Here is an 18418-nt window from a genome sequence, read left to right on the forward strand (position 1 = left end):
ACTGCGTCCTGACTTGGACATAACGACTTCGAAAAGAACACGGCCTCAGAACGACGTGATCACGCTCCGCGCGATCTTGCCGCCGTTCAGCTCCGCATAGGCCTCGTTGATTTCCGAAAGACTGATCTCCTTCGACACCAGGTCGTCGAGGTTGAGCTTGCCCTGCAGGTACAAATTGGCGTACATGGGGATATCGTGCTTGATGTTGCTCGAGCCCATGTTCACGCCCTGCAGCCTGCGCTGGGCGGAGAGCACTTCTTCGGTCACCTTCAGCTCGATAGTCGAGCCGGGCTTGTGCACGCCGATCACATAGGCGCCGCCGCCGACGCGGGTCATGCGCACCGCCTGCTCGGTGGTCTGTTTCAGACCGACGACCTCGAAGGCGTGATCGACGCCGCCACCCGTGAGTTCGAGTACTTTGGCCACGGGGTCGCCTTGCGAGGAATCGACTACGTCGGTCGCGCCGAAGGTCCGGGCCAGTTCGAGCTTGGCCGGTTGCAGGTCGATGGCGATGATGCGGGTGGCACCGGCTAGTTTGGCGCCGGAAATCGCGTTCAGGCCGACCCCGCCGACGCCGATCACCGCGACCGAATCGCCGGGGCGCACGCCAGCCGTGTTGATGACCGCGCCTGCGCCGGTCACGGTGCCGCAGCCGAGCAAGCAGGCTTGCGGAAAGGGCAGTGCCTCGGGCACCTTGGCCAATTGGTTCTCATGGACGAGGGCGCGCTCGGCGAAAGCCGAAGTGCCGAACGCTGGCGTCAGGGGTTTGCCATCCTTGCTCAGGCGATGGCCCAGCGCCGGGTCGCGCAGGGTTTCATTCGGGTGCTTGCACTGGTAAGTGCGGCCCGCCAGGCAGGACTCGCAGTGCCCGCAATACTGGATCAGGCAGGCCACGACGTGGTCGCCAACGGCGAATTCGCGCACATCCGGGCCAACCTCCAGCACCACGCCGGCCAGTTCATGACCGAACACGGCCGGTAGCGGGATGCCGTAGTCGTGCGTGGCCATGTGCAAGTCGGTGTGGCACAAGCCCGACGCTTTGACTTGCACCAGCACCTCGCGTCCGATGGGTGCGGCGATCTGTATGTCCTCGATCTCGAATTTGTTGCCGGTTGCATTGATGACGGCTGCTTTCATGAATGTTCTCCAGGTTGGCACTTAGTCGGCTGAGACGGCTTGCGTAACAGCATGGTGATGACGCCAGATCAGACCCGGCGTTAGAAACTTGAGACCGGCCCGGCCCGGATGAAGACTTTCATGGCCGTAAAGCCATGACCTTGCCTTCCATGAGAGCAACGTGCTTTGCAGACGTTTGAGCTGGCACTGCTCAGGTTCTTCCAGGTCCGGCTACTTGCAAGCACCAGGTTGGCGTAAAGTGCCTCGGTTTTTTCTGGCACCTTGTGCGAACGGACGTCAGCGGACGACCACGTCCAGCGCGAGCGGCTGGAGAATTTAGTTACGGAATCAAACATGGTCTTCTCCGAAAAATCGACTTGAGTTCCATGGTTAATGCATTGGCATGCATCGGGAAGGAAACTAGGGGAAATGACCTTCACTCACTTCCCCTTCCTGGCAGTGCCGCTCCCGGCCGCCGTCGCGACGCCTTCCTCCTTCTCCAGTCCCCCTCCGCCCAGTGCCTTGTACAAACTGACCAGTGAGGCTTGACGAGAACTGTGAACCGAGATCAGGCTTTGCTGGGTGGCCAACAGGGTGCGCTGTGCTTCCAGCACTTCCAGATAGGTCGCCAGACCAGCCTTGTAGCGTCGTTGGACCATGTCGTGCACCTGCTGGGCGACCGTTACACGGCGCTCGACCACCTGCAGTTGTCCGGCCAGGCTGGAGCGCTGCACCAGGATGTCGGCGACCTCGCGAAATGCGGTCTGGATCGACTGCTCGTATTGGGCCACTGCGATGTCGCGCTCGGCCTCGGCGACGGCCAGATGGGCCTTGCGCCGCTCGCCATCTAAGATCGGAAGACTGATCTGTGGCAGGAAGCTCCAAGCGCGATTGGGTCCCTCGAAGAGATCGGACAGGCCGTCGCTGGCGAATCCGGCCGAGCCGGTCAGCGTCACTGTCGGAAAGAAGGCTGCGCGGGCGGCTCCGATGTTGGCGTTGGTGCCGATCAGACGATGCTCGGCGGCAAGGATGTCCGGGCGGTTCAGCAACAGGTCCGAAGGCAAGCCCACCGGGACTTCCTGCACGGCCAGGACCTCGTCCACAGAAGCGGCAGGTGCCAGGTCCGTCGGCAGCGGGTGGCCGACCAGCAGCTCAAGCGCATTGCGATCCATGGCAACCGTGGAGGCGGCTGTCAGCACTTGGGCACGGGCTGCTTCCAGTTCTCCTTCGGCTTGACGCAGATTCAGTTCCGCGGCACTGCCCGCCTTCAAGCGTCTTTCCTGCAGGTCGAAGGCGCTTTGACGGCTCCTCAGCGTTTCTTTGGCGAGGCCCAGCTCTTGGGTGTCCGCCGTCCATTGCAGATACGCGGAGATCACCTCCCCGACCAGGGCCAGGTGGGTGCTGCGTTGGGCCTCTTCCGTGGCCAGATATTGCTGCAGGGCTTGGTCGCGCAGGCTGCGTACGCGCCCGAACAGATCCAGTTCGTATGCGCTGACCGCCACGTTCGCGCTCAGTGCATGGGTGACGAGGGTGGTACCTGTGGACGAAACGGGAGCCGGCGTGCGCTGCGCGCTCTCGCCGGCAGCGGCGTCAACGCCCGGCAGCAGGTCGGCGCGGCGGATGTCGTACATCGCCCGTGCCTTATTGATGTTGAGTACCGCGATGCGCAGGTCGCGGTTGTCTTGAAGCGCGTGACGGATGAGCTCGCGCAGGTCCCGGTCGGCGACGAATTGCATCCATAGAATTTTCACCGCCGCATCGCCACCCGCCACCGTCTGCTGCCCAGACCAGTGATCTGCCACCGGTAGAGCCGGACGCTTGTAAGTCGGCTGCAAACTGGTGCATGCCGTCAACGCCAGTAGTGTCAGCGACATCGCTCCAATCCATAGGGGCCGGTTCATTTCGCCTCCCCCCGAGCCGCTGTGCGGGAAGAGTTTCCGTCACTGGCTGCCTGCACATAGACGCTAGCAGTCATACCGGAAGCCAATATCAAGCCGTCTGGCAGCTGCCCGATACGGATGCGCACGGGGATGCGCTGGGCCAGGCGTACCCAGTTGAACACCGGATCTACACTGGGCAGACCGAGATGGTCGCCAGCGGTGTTGCCATCGGCGATGCCGCGACCGAAGCTTTCCACTTGGCCGTTCAGCGGGGTATGGAACCCCATCAAGCGGATCTCGACCGGATCTCCTACATGGATGCGACTTACCTGTGTTTCCTGGAAATACCCCAGGATGCGAAAGCTGTTGGCATCAACCAGGGAAATCGGATTGCTGCCGGCGGCAGCATAGTTGCCCGAGCGCAGATTCAGGTTGGTGACATAACCATCGACAGGCGCACGGACTGTGGTGCGCTCCAGGTTGAGTTTGGCGACATCCAGAGCGGCGGTGGCATTGCGGTATTCGGCCCGTGCCACGGTAGCGTCGCTTCCGGCTTGTTCGATACTCTCAGCGGTCTCTGCACCTGACCCTTCCAACTCGGTGCGGCGTCGCGCTGTGGATTGCCTCAGTTGCAGAGCTTGACGCTTAGCATCGAGGTTGGCTTGCGCCTGCTGCAGTGCCAATTGAAAGCGTTCCGGGTCGATCTGGTACAAGACGTCTCCGCGACGCACAAACTGGTTGTCGACGACGGCGATCTCGGTGATGGTGCCAGAAACTTCCGGCGCGATCCGGACCACATCGGCGCGTACACGGCCATCTCGCGTCCAAGGCGCGTTCATGTAGTAATCCCATAGATGGCGGCCCAGCACGATGGCGCAGGCCAACATCGACAGGGTCAAGAGGATACGTCCCCAGTGAGCGCGGAACGGAATCATCGCAGCAGTTTCTCCAGAAGCAGCACGGTGGCGCTGAGCAAGGTTAAGTAGAGGGAAATGTCGAACAGAGCGCGGTGCCATACGTGTCGGTAGAAGCCCAGCCACCCCAGCAACCGCTGCAAATAGCGGTAGGCGATGTAGCAGGTCAGCGCCAGCAGGGCAAAGCTCGGCACATAGATGCCGTAAATGTCGGTGACCGGGTTCATGCGGGGGCTCCGGCCGGGCTGGCCGATGCACCTGCGCCACCGGCGGCGGGGGGCATCGTCAGCACGGCGGTGCGCAGGCCGACCAGGGCATCGCGCACACGCCGTGGGGCGTGGCTTTCTCCGTTGGTCGGCAGCAGCGCAGGCAGGGCGGCGTCGATGGCCTCTCCCAGCGCTTCGCGCGACACCGGCTGGCGGCGCTGCATGCTGCGGTAGAACCCGGCCACGTGCTCCAGCAAGCGCTCTGCGGCCGCGCACTGGTCCACTGTGAGTTGAGCCTTGTTGCGTTGGATCTTCAGTACGCACAGGCCTACACGCAGATCGCGCAGCAGGTCGTTGCCATGCAGGTCGGAACCGGCCGGCAGCGCGGCCACACGGGGTACCAGCAGACCGACCTGATCGAGCATCCGATGCATCATGTGTTCGCCGACTCCGCTCGAGCGCGAGGTGGCGACGGTGACGATGCTGTTCCAGCCGGCGTGCAGCAGCCGGCGCACGCTGGCTTCAGCGCCGACCGAGCGCACCGTGCCGATGGTGGCGATGGCGATGAAGATGCCGACGAAGGTCGCGATGGAGGAATTGGCGAAGGCGGCGAAGTCCTGTGCCGGACGGTCGTGCAGCTGCAGCATGTAGATCAGCAGCACGCTCAGCTGGAAGCCGAGCAGCCAGCGTGCGGGAATCGCCAGCAGTACCCCGGCCGGGATCAGGAACAGCCCCAGCGCGCACACCAGTGCGAGAAAGCCGTCGAGCGCAGGCAGGATGCCGAATTCGTAGACGAAGACTGCACAGGTCGCCCACAGCACCATCCACAGTACCTTGCGTATCACCGGTACGGCATCGTCGAGGGTTGCCAGCACGCTGCAGAGGATACTGGCCATCTGCACCGCACCCAACCCATAGCTCCAGCCGGTGCCAATCCATAGCGCGCAGGAGATCAGGATCGCCAGCACCACGGCAATGGCCGACAGCAAAGCCATGCCGTAGTCCGTGTGCAGGGTCACCGGCGTACGCGCCCCCGAGCCAAGCACATTGCTCAATGGATGCTTGGTGCCATTGGCCAAATCGACGCGCAAGTCGTGGCAATCGCGCCAGACTTCTACCAGATCACGCAGGCGCTTAGCCAGACGGATGGCGGACAGGCTGCGCCAGTCGGCGGCACGGGGGTTTTGTGCCAATGCCTGCAACTGTGCCAGCAGGGAGCCAGTCTCGGCCACGCCTTGGTCGGAATGATAGTGTGCAGCCCACTCCGAGACTCGTTCCAGCCAGGGGCCTTGTTCGCCACGCCCATGCGGGCTTTGGTCGAGGCTGGCGACCATGTCGGCGATCTCCGACAGCAGCGGCAGCAGTGCCACCATGCGTGCTTGCAAGGCATGCATGCGCTCGACCAGTTGTCGGTCCTCGCGGGTCTCGTAGCCGAGATGGGTGGTGAAGCTGCGCAGATCGACCGCGTCCGCAGCCAGCGCTTGGCGCGCTTTCAGCGCCTGTGTGGAGGTCCCGGCGCCAGACAAGGCATCTCGTGCCAGTACCGCGGCGTTCCCGAGCCAGGCATCGACCCGCACGGACATCACCTTGCCGGCGCGTTGCGGTAGCACCGCACGGCTCACCAGCGCCGCGCACAGGATGCCCAGGCCGATTTCCTCCACCCGCGCCACCGCAGTGTCGAAACTGGTCTGTGGCGTATTGACCACCGACAGCCCGGTGAGCACCACGGTATAGCCGGCGAGTACGAAGACATAGCTGCGCGGCGTGCGGTCCAGGACGCCGACGAACAGGCAAGCGCCGGTCCACAGCGCGACTGCCAGCGACAGTAGTTCCGGTGAGGACACCAGGTTGGGTACCAGCGCAACGGTGGCGACCGCACCCAGCACGGTACCGGTCAGGCGAAAGACAGCCTTTGAGGTGATCGCGCCTTCGAGCGGATGCGCAATGATGTACACCGTGCCGACGGCCCAGAAGGGATTCTTCAGCCCAAAGCGCAGCGCGAGCCAATAGGCCAGCATCGCCGTAGCGAACGTCTTCAGAGAGAAGACCACCGCCTCAACCGTCACCGCGCTTGCGGCTGGCTTCATGTTTTTTTCTCTTCAAGAATGCATATGTCCAGGGTATTCCGCAGGTGTCTGAGACCCCTCTCCATTGCGGCAATATCCTTGGACGGAATATCGGCCAGCAAGTGTTCGCGGAATGCGCTGGCAATTCTGTCCACCCTTTCCCCGAGGCGACGCCCTTCTTCCGTCAGCTCGGGCAACTTGGCCCGCCGGTCGGCGGGATCTTCCCGCCGGCTGACCAGTCCACTGCTCTCCAGTGCATCCAGCAGACGGACCACCGCTGAATTCTCGACTCCCATCCGCTGCGCTAGCTCGCGTTGTCGCAGGGGCTGGTGACCGGACTGCCGCATGACCAGCACCAGCAGGGCAGTGGCATCGGAAAGTCCTTCTTCGCTGAGCCGCTGCGCCAGTAGCCGGCGCCATGACTGCCCCACTGCGAATAGCAACGGCCCTAAGTCTTGCCAATGGCGAGCTTGCATCGATGTGCCCTTCTGATAGATGAATGATACGTCATGTAATGATACATCATGTGGTGTGATGCGCAAGTGGGGCGGGAGTACCGAGCGACCCTGTCGCCTTATGGCAACCACTTGAAGTCTTCAGAACGATGTCTCGGAACTAGCCTCAGACAAGGAAACGGTATGAAAGAACAGCACAAACTGGTCATCGTCGGCGGCAGCATCGCCGGACTTGAGATCGCCACCGTGTTGGCTCGACGCTGGCACCACAAGCCGGATGCGCATTCGGTAACGCTGGTCGACCGCGACTCGGCGCATGTTTGGAAGCCGATGTTGCACACCCTTGCCGCCGGGACCAGCGACATCTCGCAGCAGCAGACGCCGTTCGTTGCCCAGGCCCACGATGCCGACTTCATGTGCCAGTTCGGCGACCTGCAAGGGCTGGATCGCAGCAGAAGAAAGCTTCTGGTCGGCCCCGTAATCTCGGCTGATCAACGCTTGCTGGTGCCTGCACGTGCGCTGGACTACACCACCTTGGTGATCGCCATTGGCAGCCACGCCAACGACTTTGGCACTCCCGGCGTGGCCGAGCATTGCTTCATGATCGACTCGCGGCTGCAGGCCGAAGCGTTCAACCAGGAGGTGCGACTGCGCATCCTGCAATGCATGACGCCCGTCGAGCGAGCCAAGCAGATGCTTGTTGAAAGTGACGAGCGCCGCCACTAGGAATGCGCTGCAGCTCATCAATTTGAAGTCGGGCGGCGCCCGCGAACTTCGTTCTGCTTGACTAGGTTCATGGACGGCTGACTGCCGTCCATCGCGCCTATAGGTGCTCCGCACTCTATCGCACACGAGGGCCTCGGTCCGCGAGATTGTTAGGCGCAGTGTTATCTTCAAACAGGGCAGTGATCCCAGAACTGCCTCACAAAGCTATTCGCCAAGACCTTTACCGGACGCCACTGCGTTCTTGATTTGCTGCAGCTTTGCTCGCAACTGAGCGATAGGTGGCAGCCCCATGGATTCACGCAGCTTGTCTACATTGCTCTCGTCTTCAATTGGATATAGTTCAAAAGACTCATTTGCCTGGGTGCCAAATCGCTGTGGCTTTCCGTCGTAGACCAGCTGGCGATCAACGAATGTAGCGAAGGCATCCTTCGGGAAGTCTCCCTTGTCTACAAGATCTTGCATCTGGCGGGCCATATCCGCTTGTAGGGCCCGGTCGCCAGAGTGTTGCAGCAATAGAAATTGTGCGGAGACAGCGGCTTCACCAACTTCGCTCAGGCCCAGCAGCTTTCCAGGCGTGATCTCTAGCCATGCTGCCTCGCGGCGCCGGTCTGCCTCTGCCAGTCGCGCGTCATCAAATCCAGGCATCATGGCTTTCGTACGATCACGCTGATCTTCTTCGCCGAGAGCAATCAGCTGCTGCGCTACCTCAGCCAATGATTGGCTGTCAGTTGGATGGCCCGCGACCTCGGTAGACCCATTCGACAAGTTCGATGCAGTCACCGTTCCGGCTCCCAAACCAATTGCAACAAGAAGAAGAGATGCCGCTCGTGGTTTCATGACTGTTCCACCCACTGATCATTTCGTTGCCTAGTCGAGAATTTACGACAGCGAGGCGCTGGTCAAAAGTAACATGGGTACTTATGTGCTGGACGGGTGTCTGGGGTGTCGATACAACGAACGCCGCAAAGTGCTGGCGAGCATCGGCGTCTTCACTGTCGAGCCCACTAAGAACCCCTTCTGATTCGGCGACGATCTTGCGATCTGGCTGGTGCCTATGGTGGGGAGGCAATGTCGATGAAGCCGTTTCTCCCTAGATGGTGGCGCGCGCCGATTCCAGCCAATCCAAGCCCTCAGTTACATCCAAGCGCAGCGAAGCGTAGGAGCGCTTGAGAAGGCGCGGGGGCAGCAGGCTATCCCATTTTTGGCTGGCGAGGTTCTTGGCTTTGACCAGCAGTTCCTCGCTCGTTGGTGCAGGCTGTGACGCGATGGCTGCGATCTCTTCCAGCAGATGGTTGCGGGTCTGCGAGCCTTTGGTGACCTCAACGCCGAGCCTGCCGGCCTGTGCGCTGAAGTCTCTCGCGCCGAGGAGGCACGCAATTGCTTCGTTGGCAGCGTCCCCAGCCCATGTGAGGAGGAGGAAATGGCTTCCTTGGTCCAGTAAGACGTTCTCGTCCAGCCCCAGGTGCTCATAGGCGTTCCTGCCTTCATCCAAGAAGCGGCTCGCCGTAGTGTCCAGAAATTTTGGACGTAGTTCACCGCGATAAAGCGCACGCATCGTCTGACGAATACGGGTATGCACACGCCCTCCGCTTCCGTTAAAGATCGGGGGGCTTCCACCTTTGGCTGACAGGACGTAGATCGTCTTCTGTGCCTCATCGACCTGCTCCACTAGCCAGGTGCGTCCACCAAAGAGGATGCGCTGGCCGGCCGCGAGCATTTGCGTGATTGGCAAGGTTCCCAGAGTTTTTTCCGCCGCCACAATACGGAACTCCTCGTCAGCCACGAAAGCTGCATAGAAGGAGTAGTGATTGACTAGCTTGTCGCCGAGCGGCCCGTGGAGGAGCAAGCCAGAGCTGTCCTGGGTGAGCACGTCCTGCTTTCCAAGATGGCGCAGGAGTTCTACGAAGGATTCGCTTGAAAGCCCTTGGAACGGCGCGCCGGACGCACACAGCAGCTGATACGCTTGGGGGGCGCGCAGCCCGCCATACTGGGCGATTGCAGACAGAAGCTGCTGCACCAACGTCGACAGATGAGCGCCACCGGCGACGGGTGGTTCGAACCACTTGTCGATGAGGAGCAATGCAGAGGCGATGGATTGAACCGTGTCCAGCCTTAGGCGGGTCTTCAGGTCGGAGTTGGAGTCGATCGCATCTTCGATGACGTATCCGCGGAGGATGGCCGGCTCGCCTTTGCGCCGCCCTGATCGGCCCATGCGCTGCCGGAGGCTGGCGACTGAAGGGGGCGTCCCAATCTGAGCCACGCTCTTAACGGCGCCTATGTCGATCCCCAGTTCCAGCGTATTCGTGCAGATCGCGGTTGCTGGGCGCTCCTTCTGCTTCAGCGCGGCTTCCGTGTCTGAGCGAATTTCCTTGGAAAGATTGCCGTGGTGCGGCCAGAACTCCCGCGGGCGATTGGCCTGCTCGCTTATCTGGTTCAGGAGGTGGGTGTAGCGCTCTACTTCGCGTCTGCTGTTGGGAAAAATTAGATTGTTCGTGCCGCAAAGCACCTCATGCAGATGCTTGGCAACGGCTAGCGGCGCCACTTCTTCGTGCTTGGCATCTTGGGGGGCAGGAGGCTCTTCAAATCCCTTGAGTATCAGCTGAAGTTCGTTGTTGCCCGACGGGGCATCGACGATTGCCGCCCTGCCGTCCGAGCGGAGGAAGGTCGCTGCTGCTTGCATGTCTCCCAGAGTTGCCGACAGCCCAATCCGAGGGACTCTCCGCCCCAGGACGACCTCCATGCGATGCATGAGCGACTGAAGTTGTTTCCCTCGCTCACTTCCGATGAATGCATGGAGCTCATCGACAATAACGAAGGCTGCTCCCTTGAAGATGCCCGCCACAGACGTGCCGCGATTGCACAGCATCGCTTCCAGGGATTCCGGGGTGATCAGCAACACGCCCGTTGGCTTCCTGAAGAAGCGCTGCTTTGTAGTTGAGCCGATGTCTCCGTGCCATGGCCAAACGGGGATATCCAGATCTTCGCATAGGCGATCCAGTCGCCCGAACTGGTCATTGATCAGTGCTTTGAGGGGGCTGATGTAGACGATCAGCCCATCTGTATCGCCGTTCAAAAGGTGGGTCAGGGCCGGAAGGAACGCTGCTTCGGTCTTTCCTGATGCTGTGCTGGCTGCGATGACGACATCGTGGTCTGCCGGCAGGATGACCGGGATGGCCATTTCCTGCACCTCCCGCAGCGCCTCCCATTGCTCCGCCCACAGGTAGCGTTGGATGCCGGGATGAAGCGAATGGAACGCGCTGGAGGTGCTCATGTGTTCACAGCTTGAAAGAGGTCAGTTCGTCATCTTCGACTACATCAAGGTCGCCCTGGCCGCCAAGGTCAGGCTTGACCTCGACAGCGCCGATCAAGGACTGCCAGTCGGTGCCAGGATTTTGCTCAAGCACTGCAAGCAGATTGATGAAGGCGGTGATGGTGGTCCGAGGGGTGCGGAAGAAGCTGTCGCCGATGCGGTTGGCGCAATGCTCCATGAACTGATGTACGGCCTCGTCAGGAAGGAGATACTTGGCTTGGTCGCCGCCGGCATAGACATGGCAGATCTTGGTCAATAGAACGTAGAAGTCTTCTGCAGTAAGGCTGGAGAGGCGGACCACAGGTCCGCTGAAGTCCACCAAGCCGTTTGTGGCAAAGGTGTTCTGTGCGAGTCGGCTTTGCAGTGCTTGGTAGCTGTAGACGCCGCGGCGGGTGTCCATAAGGAAATCGGGTGTCCCGCCAAGAACGAAGCCCAAACCAACCGCCGTTCCCTGGAGCGAGTCGTTGAGCATGCGCAGGAGCTGCTCGTAGTTGGAGTTTCGTGCCTGAGCGTTGGCCAGCTTGTAAAGGTTGACCAGCTCATCCAGGCATACGAGCAGCCCGCTATAGCCGGCGAGGTGGATGAACCTGCCCATGAGCTTGAGCTGGTCATAGACGGACGCGTCGTCAACGATTGTGCGCACGCCGAGCGCGGCCTTGGCATCCGTACGGGTCGTGAACTCACCACGAAGCCACCGGATGGCATCGGATTTTAGCTGTTCATTGCCTTCCTCGAACCCTCGCCAGTAAGCCGCAATGACATCCGCAAAATCGTAGCCGTTGACCAGCTCCGTCAGTTGTTCCAGCTTGGCGCGGATGACTTGTTCGGTAGGGACGTCTTTTGCCTTGGATTCGGACTTTGCGGTAGCAATGAACTTCTCAACCACTGCGGGCAATGCACCGCCTTCGGGCTTGGTTCGAGTCGCCAGATTCCGCATCAGTTCCGCATACAGCGAACGTGCTTGCCCTCCTGATGCGTGAAGCCTGCGATCCGGGTTCAGGTCCGCGCTGGTTACGACGAGCTTTCGCTCCATGGCAATGGCGCGAACCAGGTTGAGGAAGAACGTCTTGCCGGAGCCGTACTCTCCGATCACCAAGCGGAAGGAAGACCCACCATCGGCGAGCCGGTCGATGTCGCCGACCAGGGTCTCGACCTCGCGGGCGCGGCCAACTTGAATCAGGTGCTGTCCTGCGCGGGGGACAACGCCTGCGCGAAGAGACTGGACTACCGCGTCGCGGTCTTTGGTTCTAATAAGGCTACTCATTGCTCGATCTTCTCAAAGAACTCGGGATTGACCTCCAACGGATCGTCCCCGTCGGAGAAGGGAATGTCGTAGGCGTCGAAGGAAGCATCATTAATCTGCTCCAGCGCACCATCCAGCATCAACTCAAGGTCTGCCGCACCGTCCTCGAGCTCTGCACGCGTCCAGCTCGGGCGAGACAGCATCAATCGGAGCAATGCGCTGTGGCACTCATCCAGGCCCAGTAGGCCGTTGCTGACCACAGGCTTTTCCTCCACAGATGAAGAAAGAGCATCTTCGTGGCTGGAGTTCGGCTCGTCCTCCGTGAAGATGTTCGCAAGGAGGGCGGACACCTTAGCCGTGTCGCGCTGCAGCGCGGCTATGCGCTCTGGATCCAGCTGGAACGCTGCGGACTGAGTGGACTGGGGCTGGGTTTTGGCCGATCTCGGCGCATGGATGTCGCTGAAGACCCGCTTGGGTTCGACACCCAGGGCCTTGTAGACCTTCTCCAGAAAGCGCACCTCCTCCGGCGACACCATTCCGTCCACTTGGGCAAGAGTGGCCATGGAAGCCGCAATGGCCTCTTTGGTGGCACTGTCCAGCGGATCGAGCTTTTTCCGCAGTGATGGCAGGGCAATGGGAGACGCCGCAAGCAAGTCCAGGTGAGCACGCAGTCGCCCGTGGTCTGCCACGCTAAGGTGTGACCAGCCGTCAATCTCTAGGGAGAGGTGCGCCAGCTCTTGTGCGCTGAAGGAACCGTCCGACTGGGCGACCGCCGAGGCGAGCTGCAAGGTAAGGATGGCTGTTTGATACGCCGCGGCATCTGTTTTGTGCGACTGACCTGGTAGGAGCGCAAAGATCACGATCGGATCGGCTTCAGACGGGGCACGTGCTCCTTCCAAGACATTTGGCTCCATCCCGACATTCACGCTTTCCAATACCCGGGCGAGATCGCGAACCCTTTCCCTGCCAAGAGGGCCGAGGCTTGGGCCCAACCGAGCGCTTAGCTCTGTCAACTGGATCGTCATGTTGCCTGCTTGGACGTCCTCTGCAATTGAACGGAGGATGTTCCTTTGGCTCTCAGGCCAAATGGTGGGCGGCAGCAAAAGCAGCGCTTCCAGCGAATCCTTTGAGTCGGAAGATCTGCCAACCAATCGGCTGTAGGGGCCGAGCTCGTCGGTACACTGCTGAACGAGCTCGAGTAGGCCCTTCAGTGGGGCACGAAGGGCCGTGACGTCAGGAACGTCTCCGAACGTCTTGGGCTTGAGGGAAGCGCCATACAGGGCGGGCGAAGCTGGTTGTCGTGCGAACTTCAGCTTGGTGCGGTTCTTGGGAAGCACCATGCCGCTGCCAAACAGCTCGTGATAGCGCTCTACAAACAGGCGATCGAACTCATCGGCGCACCGGACTGCCGCGGTTCGCAGCGAAACCTCCGGGTTTAGCCGAATCCAGGCCAGAGCCAGTGGAGCAGGAACGGGCGCCCGGTCAAGCGAACACTGGCCCAGCGCCAAGCGGACGTAGAAGGGAAGTTCGTAGGAGCGATCAAACGGAGGAATTGGCTTTGAGTAGAGCTTCTCTTCGACCGAATCCAGCTCCATCCAGTCCAGCAGGCTGTTGGTGTATCCACGGATAGGACCGTAGATCTCCCCATAGGCGGAGCCCAGCTTTCGGAGGGCCTGCTTGATAGCAGGCCAGTCCTTTCTCGATTCTGGGTCGGTCACCGAATCAAGCAGGACGCGGCGCTCCAGGCCGAAGAAGTAGAGACGGACGTAGCTGATTGAGCAATTACTGTCGGTTCGGTCCGATGCCAGCCAAGTCAGGTAGGCCCGCCGCTCGCTTGGTGACAGCTGAGCGTAGGCGAGCCAGTAGTTGGTGGAGCCTCTGTAATCGCCATATGGAGCGACGGCCAAGACGCTGTTGACAAGGCTGGGCTCGGTGTCGCCATTGGGGGAGTCGAGCTTGACGCCCGTGTAGAAGAGGCCGCCTCGAATGGCTACGCCCCCGATCTCGACCGTCTCATCGGCGCCTAGCCATCGGGTCTTCGCCCAGCCTTCGGGCGGGAGAGGGACGGTGAACTCCTTTAAGGGAGTGTCAGAAGCGATGACGACGCGATGCAGTTCTTCCATTCCGGTAGCGGGCCCCGTTGCTGACGGCAATGGTGGAGGGACAGCTCTGGGTATGGCAGGCGGCGCCTGCTGACCTTGAGACGGTCCGCGATCATCGTCAGCGCTGGTCCTCAGTTCCGTCTCAACTTGGGTGGGGTCCGTGTAGGAAGCTCCGTGCTCGGCAATACGCGCTTTCACTTCCTTCAAGTTCCCGGGCCGGCTTGCGCCAGTCGCCTGGGCCCCATGGGCCGTCAAAGCTGCTGCGAGCCTTTGAGCTACGTCTGCTGCTCCGGGAATTTGGACCTGCACCTGTTCCGTAAAGGTCTGGGCAGCCTTTCCTGCAGCAGAGCGTTCGGCTACGGCCTTCATTGCCTCTGCCAGATTTCCAGCTTTCTTACGGGGGGCGGAATGAGTGGAGGTCTCCAGGTTCAGGTTGCTTGGCTCTAGCTGTGAGACCGAAAAGTCCGGGCCTAGGTCGTGCTCATCGGCCATAGCAAGGGCGGCACTGGTGAGAACCCCCGGGGACGTCCCCGCGTCTGGAGGCGAAAGGGCCATTTCAATTGTGCTTGGGCCGCCGGCCGCCGACCTGTGAGAAACCGGTCCGGGCACTTGGGATACTGATCCACCCAAGCCGGCAGAGTGGAGGGCCGGCAGGCCAGAACCCTTAGATGACCCTACAGGAGCAATAGCTGCCTCGTCGCGAATGGATGTCGGCCGCCTGATGGGCACCTTGGGCACCGCCTTGAGCGCCGAAGACTGGATCAGCTCTGCTAGCGTGGGCTCTGATAGCGGTGCTATGGCTGGCGCTTCCTTCTTCTCAGTCCGCCATCTGAGCCAGATCCACAGGACTAATCCTATGAGCGTGGCGATGCCGAGGCCGATCAAAATCTCTTTTGGAATCAGCCAAATAACGACCAAGACACCGACGATCCAGCCCGCGGCGGATTGCTTCCTTCTCGCCATGTGACCCTCTGCCTACGGCGCTTCCTTGAAGCACATAGTATCGCTAGAGGGAGGTCGAGATTGATACGGCCAGCCGCTGTATGCAGACAAGAAGCCGTATGGTCCCACGTGGCATTGGACTGCCTCTCACACACGATCACCGGGCTGCTCTCGCTGAGCGAGCCAAGCAGCAATCTGCAGCGCTGTTTCTCGTGGTCGGCGATCTCAAGATTGAGGTAGTGATGGGCATCCGCCAGCCCCCCCCCATTTAAGATGGCGTGTTGGAGCCGGAGCGGCCGCCAAAGCAATGGAACAGCCTCGAGTGGATTGATGTCGCACTGAGAGCCTCTGGGAGATTACCCAAGCCCGCGCGGACTTGGCTTTGGGCGTTGTTCGGGAGTGGCTTGCGGGTGTGTGCCGTCACGTTGTCCGCTTTGGTGACACAGCTCAGGCACGCTCTTGGTCGCATCTGTTGCAGTCATGATCGGGACGCTCAAGCAGGCGTTGCTGAGAAGAGGCGGAGGGAGAGCGCGGTTCGACGAGCAGAGCGGCTTCACCACATGGCGCAGCAGCAGTGGGAGGGCTTCAATGCGGACCACCCACGAGAAGGGAGCCGGTGGTCGCCCTAGGAATGGGCCAAACGCCGACGGAGGCGCCTGGCTGCGCTCGAGATGCGGTCAAGCGAGTTGGCTAAGGCCCAAGAGAGCGCGACTCAGCAGGTGCTGGACGCCGCCGAAAGGAACATTCTTCAACAAGCGTCGGAGTTGGCTCAGTCCTGCGGTGAGCCGCCCGCATTCGTCGCGCCATCGGGGGCAGAGTTCAGGAGGTACCTCGGCCTGGTCCGGCATCGCGTCCGTCGGTCCCGCCGAGTCCATAAAGCGAGAGGCCCCGCAGTTGCGGGGCCTCTTCATACTCAATGCAGGCCAGGCCGTCTTCCCAGCTTTGGCTTCGGACCGAGCATCGGTGTGGTGATCCTGCTGCTCCGCCATTGCTCCATTGATTCTGGCATCTCCGGTAGCCCCCACATTGACGATGAAGAAATCGAGTGGCGGAAGCAGCGTCTCAGCTAGCAGAACTACTAGGGCCAGCCAGCGGCGCGGATCAGAAACGGTTGCTGACTTTCATACTTCCGATGCTGCTGCGCGATTATCCCAACCAAGCATGGTTTCCGTTACCGCTGCATCCAGCACAGCACCGGGCACGCCGTCTCGTGCCATCACTGAAAGTCCTAGCAGAAACCCGTACAAGCTCGCGGCATAGGCTCGCACTTCGGTATCGACAGGTAGCTCAATTGCACTAACTGCCTCTTGGACGCGCTTAAGGATTCCATCACGAGTATGCGCGCGCTGTTTGGCTAGCAACTTCTGTACATGTTCATGTTCAGGAGAGCAGGCGGTGGCAGACAGCACCAGTAAGCAGCCCTTCGGGTGGCTTCGTTCAGTTTGCATTTTTGCTGAGCGACGCAGGGACAGTTCGATGGCCTCGCGCGGCGGTAGGCTCTCATCCCACAAGCTGGCGTTGACTTTGCCGTGCGTGGCGACGTAGCGATCTACCACCTCCCGGAACAGGCCCTCCTTGGAGCCAAAGGCGGCATAGAAGCTGGGCGCGGTGATGCCGCCGCCGATGTTCGCCTTGAGCAGCGACACGGATGTCGAGTCGTAGCCGTGCTCCCAGAATAGGTGCATGGCCTGCTGGACGGCTTCATCACGATCAAAGGTACGCGGGCGGCCCATCTGCGCCATATCAGACTCCTCTTCTTCTACATACATACTACTCGCTATAAAACTCGTTGACGAGTGCGCTTTCGTGCTCTATATGTGTACCATTCGGTACATATCTGGATGGCGCAGGCCACGGCTGAACAATGCCTACAGGCACGAGGCATCCAGGCAGGAGTTCTCTCATGTTCCAAAGATTGCAGATCGAGTTCGTCTCCGACGTTTCCCGCATCTGGTGCGACGTTGGCTTGCGCAACTTGGAGCAGGTCCTCAATGGGATGGGCGACGGTGTCGAAGTCGAGATTCGCTTCCGGCGGCTCGAGTTAAATCCGCAGACGCCAGCCGGCGGCCGGAACTTGGTCGAGCACCTGCAAGAGAACGATGGCTGGGCGCGCCAGCGCACCCTGGAGACGCTGGCCCACATCCGCCGCAGCGGCGAGTCGGTTGGCATCGGCTTCCGACTGGGCGAGAGAATCCGCATCTACAGCACCTTTGATTCCCGCCGGCTGCTGCACCGGGCAGGGTTGCATGGTCGGCAGAAGGAGCTCAAGCAGGCGCTGTTCATTGCCCACTTCACCGATGAAGGCGACCCGAGCGACCAGACGCTCCTGGTGCGGCTTGCCGAGCCGATCGGGTTGAATGCGGCAGAGGCTCGCAATGTCCTTGCCAGCGACGCCTACGCGCAGGACATATGGCGCGCAGGACGTACGGGACGATGAACGGAATTAGCGCGATGCATGCGTCAGCGCCGTGCCCACGATGGTGTTCAACGGGCGCTATGCCACGACTGGCGCGCAGCGGCCAGTCGCCTTTGAGCAGGCGATCCGTCGGGCACTGGTCGAGAAGGCCATGGCAGTCCTGGAAGGATCGGCGACATGAGCAAGGCCCAAGCACCTGCCTGGTTCACCGTGGGCGAGCCCTTGGTGCCGCTCTGTTCCGACGGCGCTTGCAGCAATCCGGGCTTGCCCGAGTACAGCGAGCCAACTGCTGAAAGCTCATCCGTAGAGCAGTCACCAGGAGCCGCGGAGCAATTTTCACCCGACATCTTGAATGGAAACGACTCTGCATAGAGCGAAGCGCTTCAACCTACCTCTTCAACTATAGGAATGACCATGACCAACACCATCATCGAATCTATCGCGAGCCGCACGACCACCAGTCTGTATGACTCCTCGGTTACATTGAGTGACGAGCAAGTCCGCGAGCTGGTGCGGATCGCGACCACCGCGCCGACATCCTTCAACTTGCAAAATTGGCGCTTCATCGCCGTGCGTACTCCCGAAGCCAAGGCACGACTGCGGGCGATCGCGTGGGATCAGCCCAAGATCACCGATGCCGCTGTCACCTTCATCGTCTGCGGCCAGTTGGCCGACCACAGCGTAATGTCGCAGCGCCTGGCGCCCGCGGTGGAAGTGGGCATCATGCCGGCACAGATGGTGCCGGGATGGGAAGGTGCCGCACGCGGCCTGTATTTCGAGCAACCGCAGCGCCAACGCGACGAGGCAGTACGCACCGGCGCCATCGGTGCAACCGCACTGATCTATGCGGCCCATGCTTTGGGCCTGGGCTCGACACCGATGATCGGCTTCGACGCTGAAGCGGTGGCCCGCGAGTTCGCACTCTCCGAGGACGAAGTGCCGGTCATGCTGTTGTCCGTAGGGAAAGCCCTGCCCGAGAACTGGCCACAGAAGCCGCGTCGTCCAGTAGCCGAAGTGCTGGACTTCGCCTGACCGAGTGCCC

Annotated in this window: 16 protein-coding genes; 4 read left to right on the plus strand and 12 right to left on the minus strand. The window is 61.0% G+C overall.

The window, feature by feature from the left end:
* Positions 1-45 precede the first annotated feature (45 nt).
* From HFK18_RS12810 to HFK18_RS12840, 7 genes are all read right to left on the minus strand, one after another.
* Positions 46-1137, minus strand: coding sequence for a Zn-dependent alcohol dehydrogenase (locus tag HFK18_RS12810; RefSeq protein ID WP_180166522.1), 1092 nt, complete (start codon positions 1135-1137; stop codon positions 46-48).
* A gap of 80 nt (positions 1138-1217) precedes the next feature.
* A complete protein-coding gene (locus HFK18_RS12815) occupies positions 1218-1556 on the minus strand; it encodes a hypothetical protein (RefSeq protein WP_180166523.1) in 339 nt (112 codons plus the stop codon).
* The gene (locus tag HFK18_RS12820) at positions 1557-2990 is read right to left on the minus strand and encodes an efflux transporter outer membrane subunit (RefSeq protein WP_218946695.1); all 1434 of its coding nucleotides are present in this window, start codon (positions 2988-2990) and stop codon (positions 1557-1559) included. It abuts the gene before it with no gap.
* Between the two features lie 23 nt (positions 2991-3013).
* Positions 3014-3931, minus strand: a complete 918-nt coding sequence (locus HFK18_RS12825) for an HlyD family secretion protein (RefSeq protein WP_180166525.1) — start codon at positions 3929-3931, stop codon at positions 3014-3016.
* A complete protein-coding gene (locus tag HFK18_RS12830; protein WP_180166526.1) occupies positions 3928-4137 on the minus strand; it encodes a DUF1656 domain-containing protein in 210 nt (69 codons plus the stop codon). The genes HFK18_RS12825 and HFK18_RS12830 overlap by 4 nt, the downstream gene beginning before the upstream one ends.
* Positions 4134-6203 (minus strand): FUSC family protein, encoded by a 2070-nt coding sequence (locus HFK18_RS12835; protein ID WP_180166527.1) that lies wholly within the window; start codon positions 6201-6203, stop codon positions 4134-4136. Before HFK18_RS12835 ends, HFK18_RS12830 begins: the two co-directional genes overlap by 4 nt.
* Positions 6200-6658, minus strand: a complete 459-nt coding sequence (locus HFK18_RS12840; protein WP_180166528.1) for a MarR family transcriptional regulator — start codon at positions 6656-6658, stop codon at positions 6200-6202. Before HFK18_RS12840 ends, HFK18_RS12835 begins: the two co-directional genes overlap by 4 nt.
* A gap of 162 nt (positions 6659-6820) precedes the next feature.
* Here HFK18_RS12840 and HFK18_RS12845 point away from each other — a divergent pair, with 162 nt between their 5' ends.
* Entirely contained in the window at positions 6821-7363 is a 543-nt protein-coding gene (locus HFK18_RS12845) for an FAD-dependent oxidoreductase (RefSeq protein WP_180166529.1), read from the plus strand.
* A gap of 204 nt (positions 7364-7567) precedes the next feature.
* Here the strand turns inward: HFK18_RS12845 and HFK18_RS12850 are convergent, their stop codons facing one another.
* The 5 genes from HFK18_RS12850 to HFK18_RS12870 all read right to left on the minus strand — a co-directional run bounded on the left by HFK18_RS12850 (position 7568) and on the right by HFK18_RS12870 (position 16729).
* Entirely contained in the window at positions 7568-8200 is a 633-nt protein-coding gene (locus tag HFK18_RS12850) for a DUF6624 domain-containing protein (RefSeq protein ID WP_257216195.1), read from the minus strand.
* Positions 8201-8453: 253 nt separating this feature from the next.
* Positions 8454-10634 carry a DEAD/DEAH box helicase gene (locus HFK18_RS12855; protein WP_180166530.1) on the minus strand — a complete coding sequence of 727 codons (2181 nt, stop codon included), beginning with the start codon at positions 10632-10634 and terminating at the stop codon, positions 8454-8456.
* A gap of 4 nt (positions 10635-10638) precedes the next feature.
* Positions 10639-11937, minus strand: a complete 1299-nt coding sequence (locus tag HFK18_RS12860; RefSeq protein WP_180166531.1) for an ATP-binding protein — start codon at positions 11935-11937, stop codon at positions 10639-10641.
* Positions 11934-14039: a TerB N-terminal domain-containing protein gene (locus HFK18_RS12865; protein ID WP_257216196.1), complete on the minus strand. Its 2106-nt coding sequence runs from the start codon at positions 14037-14039 to the stop codon at positions 11934-11936. Before HFK18_RS12865 ends, HFK18_RS12860 begins: the two co-directional genes overlap by 4 nt.
* 2042 nt (positions 14040-16081) lie before the next feature.
* Positions 16082-16729, minus strand: coding sequence for a TetR/AcrR family transcriptional regulator (locus HFK18_RS12870; RefSeq protein WP_257216197.1), 648 nt, complete (start codon positions 16727-16729; stop codon positions 16082-16084).
* Positions 16730-16863: 134 nt separating this feature from the next.
* Between HFK18_RS12870 and HFK18_RS12875 the strand changes: the two genes are divergently transcribed.
* From HFK18_RS12875 to HFK18_RS12885, 3 genes are all read left to right on the plus strand, one after another.
* Positions 16864-17397 carry a DsbA family protein gene (locus HFK18_RS12875; RefSeq protein ID WP_180166533.1) on the plus strand — a complete coding sequence of 178 codons (534 nt, stop codon included), beginning with the start codon at positions 16864-16866 and terminating at the stop codon, positions 17395-17397.
* A gap of 156 nt (positions 17398-17553) precedes the next feature.
* Positions 17554-17748 carry a hypothetical protein gene (locus HFK18_RS12880; protein ID WP_180166534.1) on the plus strand — a complete coding sequence of 65 codons (195 nt, stop codon included), beginning with the start codon at positions 17554-17556 and terminating at the stop codon, positions 17746-17748.
* Between the two features lie 42 nt (positions 17749-17790).
* Positions 17791-18408, plus strand: coding sequence for a nitroreductase family protein (locus HFK18_RS12885; RefSeq protein ID WP_180166535.1), 618 nt, complete (start codon positions 17791-17793; stop codon positions 18406-18408).
* Positions 18409-18418: the final 10 nt, after the last annotated feature.

Origin of the sequence: Stenotrophomonas sp. SbOxS2 (assembly GCF_013416715.1) — a bacterium.
GTDB lineage: Bacteria > Pseudomonadota > Gammaproteobacteria > Xanthomonadales > Xanthomonadaceae > Stenotrophomonas > Stenotrophomonas lactitubi.

Excerpts from the sequence above, each read along its gene's own strand:
- HFK18_RS12810 (WP_180166522.1), bottom strand. The coding sequence starts at position 1,137 with ATGAAAGCAGCCGTCATCAATGCAACCGGCAACAAATTCGAGATCGAG.
- HFK18_RS12820 (WP_218946695.1), bottom strand. The coding sequence starts at position 2,990 with ATGTCGCTGACACTACTGGCGTTGACGGCATGCACCAGTTTGCAGCCG.
- HFK18_RS12825 (WP_180166525.1), bottom strand. The coding sequence starts at position 3,931 with ATGATTCCGTTCCGCGCTCACTGGGGACGTATCCTCTTGACCCTGTCG.
- HFK18_RS12830 (WP_180166526.1), bottom strand. The coding sequence starts at position 4,137 with ATGAACCCGGTCACCGACATTTACGGCATCTATGTGCCGAGCTTTGCC.
- HFK18_RS12835 (WP_180166527.1), bottom strand. The coding sequence starts at position 6,203 with ATGAAGCCAGCCGCAAGCGCGGTGACGGTTGAGGCGGTGGTCTTCTCT.
- HFK18_RS12840 (WP_180166528.1), bottom strand. The coding sequence starts at position 6,658 with ATGCAAGCTCGCCATTGGCAAGACTTAGGGCCGTTGCTATTCGCAGTG.
- HFK18_RS12845 (WP_180166529.1), top strand. The coding sequence starts at position 6,821 with ATGAAAGAACAGCACAAACTGGTCATCGTCGGCGGCAGCATCGCCGGA.
- HFK18_RS12850 (WP_257216195.1), bottom strand. The coding sequence starts at position 8,200 with ATGAAACCACGAGCGGCATCTCTTCTTCTTGTTGCAATTGGTTTGGGA.
- HFK18_RS12855 (WP_180166530.1), bottom strand. The coding sequence starts at position 10,634 with ATGAGCACCTCCAGCGCGTTCCATTCGCTTCATCCCGGCATCCAACGC.
- HFK18_RS12860 (WP_180166531.1), bottom strand. The coding sequence starts at position 11,937 with ATGAGTAGCCTTATTAGAACCAAAGACCGCGACGCGGTAGTCCAGTCT.
- HFK18_RS12865 (WP_257216196.1), bottom strand. The coding sequence starts at position 14,039 with ATGGAAGAACTGCATCGCGTCGTCATCGCTTCTGACACTCCCTTAAAG.
- HFK18_RS12870 (WP_257216197.1), bottom strand. The coding sequence starts at position 16,729 with ATGTATGTAGAAGAAGAGGAGTCTGATATGGCGCAGATGGGCCGCCCG.
- HFK18_RS12875 (WP_180166533.1), top strand. The coding sequence starts at position 16,864 with ATGTTCCAAAGATTGCAGATCGAGTTCGTCTCCGACGTTTCCCGCATC.
- HFK18_RS12880 (WP_180166534.1), top strand. The coding sequence starts at position 17,554 with ATGAGCAAGGCCCAAGCACCTGCCTGGTTCACCGTGGGCGAGCCCTTG.
- HFK18_RS12885 (WP_180166535.1), top strand. The coding sequence starts at position 17,791 with ATGACCAACACCATCATCGAATCTATCGCGAGCCGCACGACCACCAGT.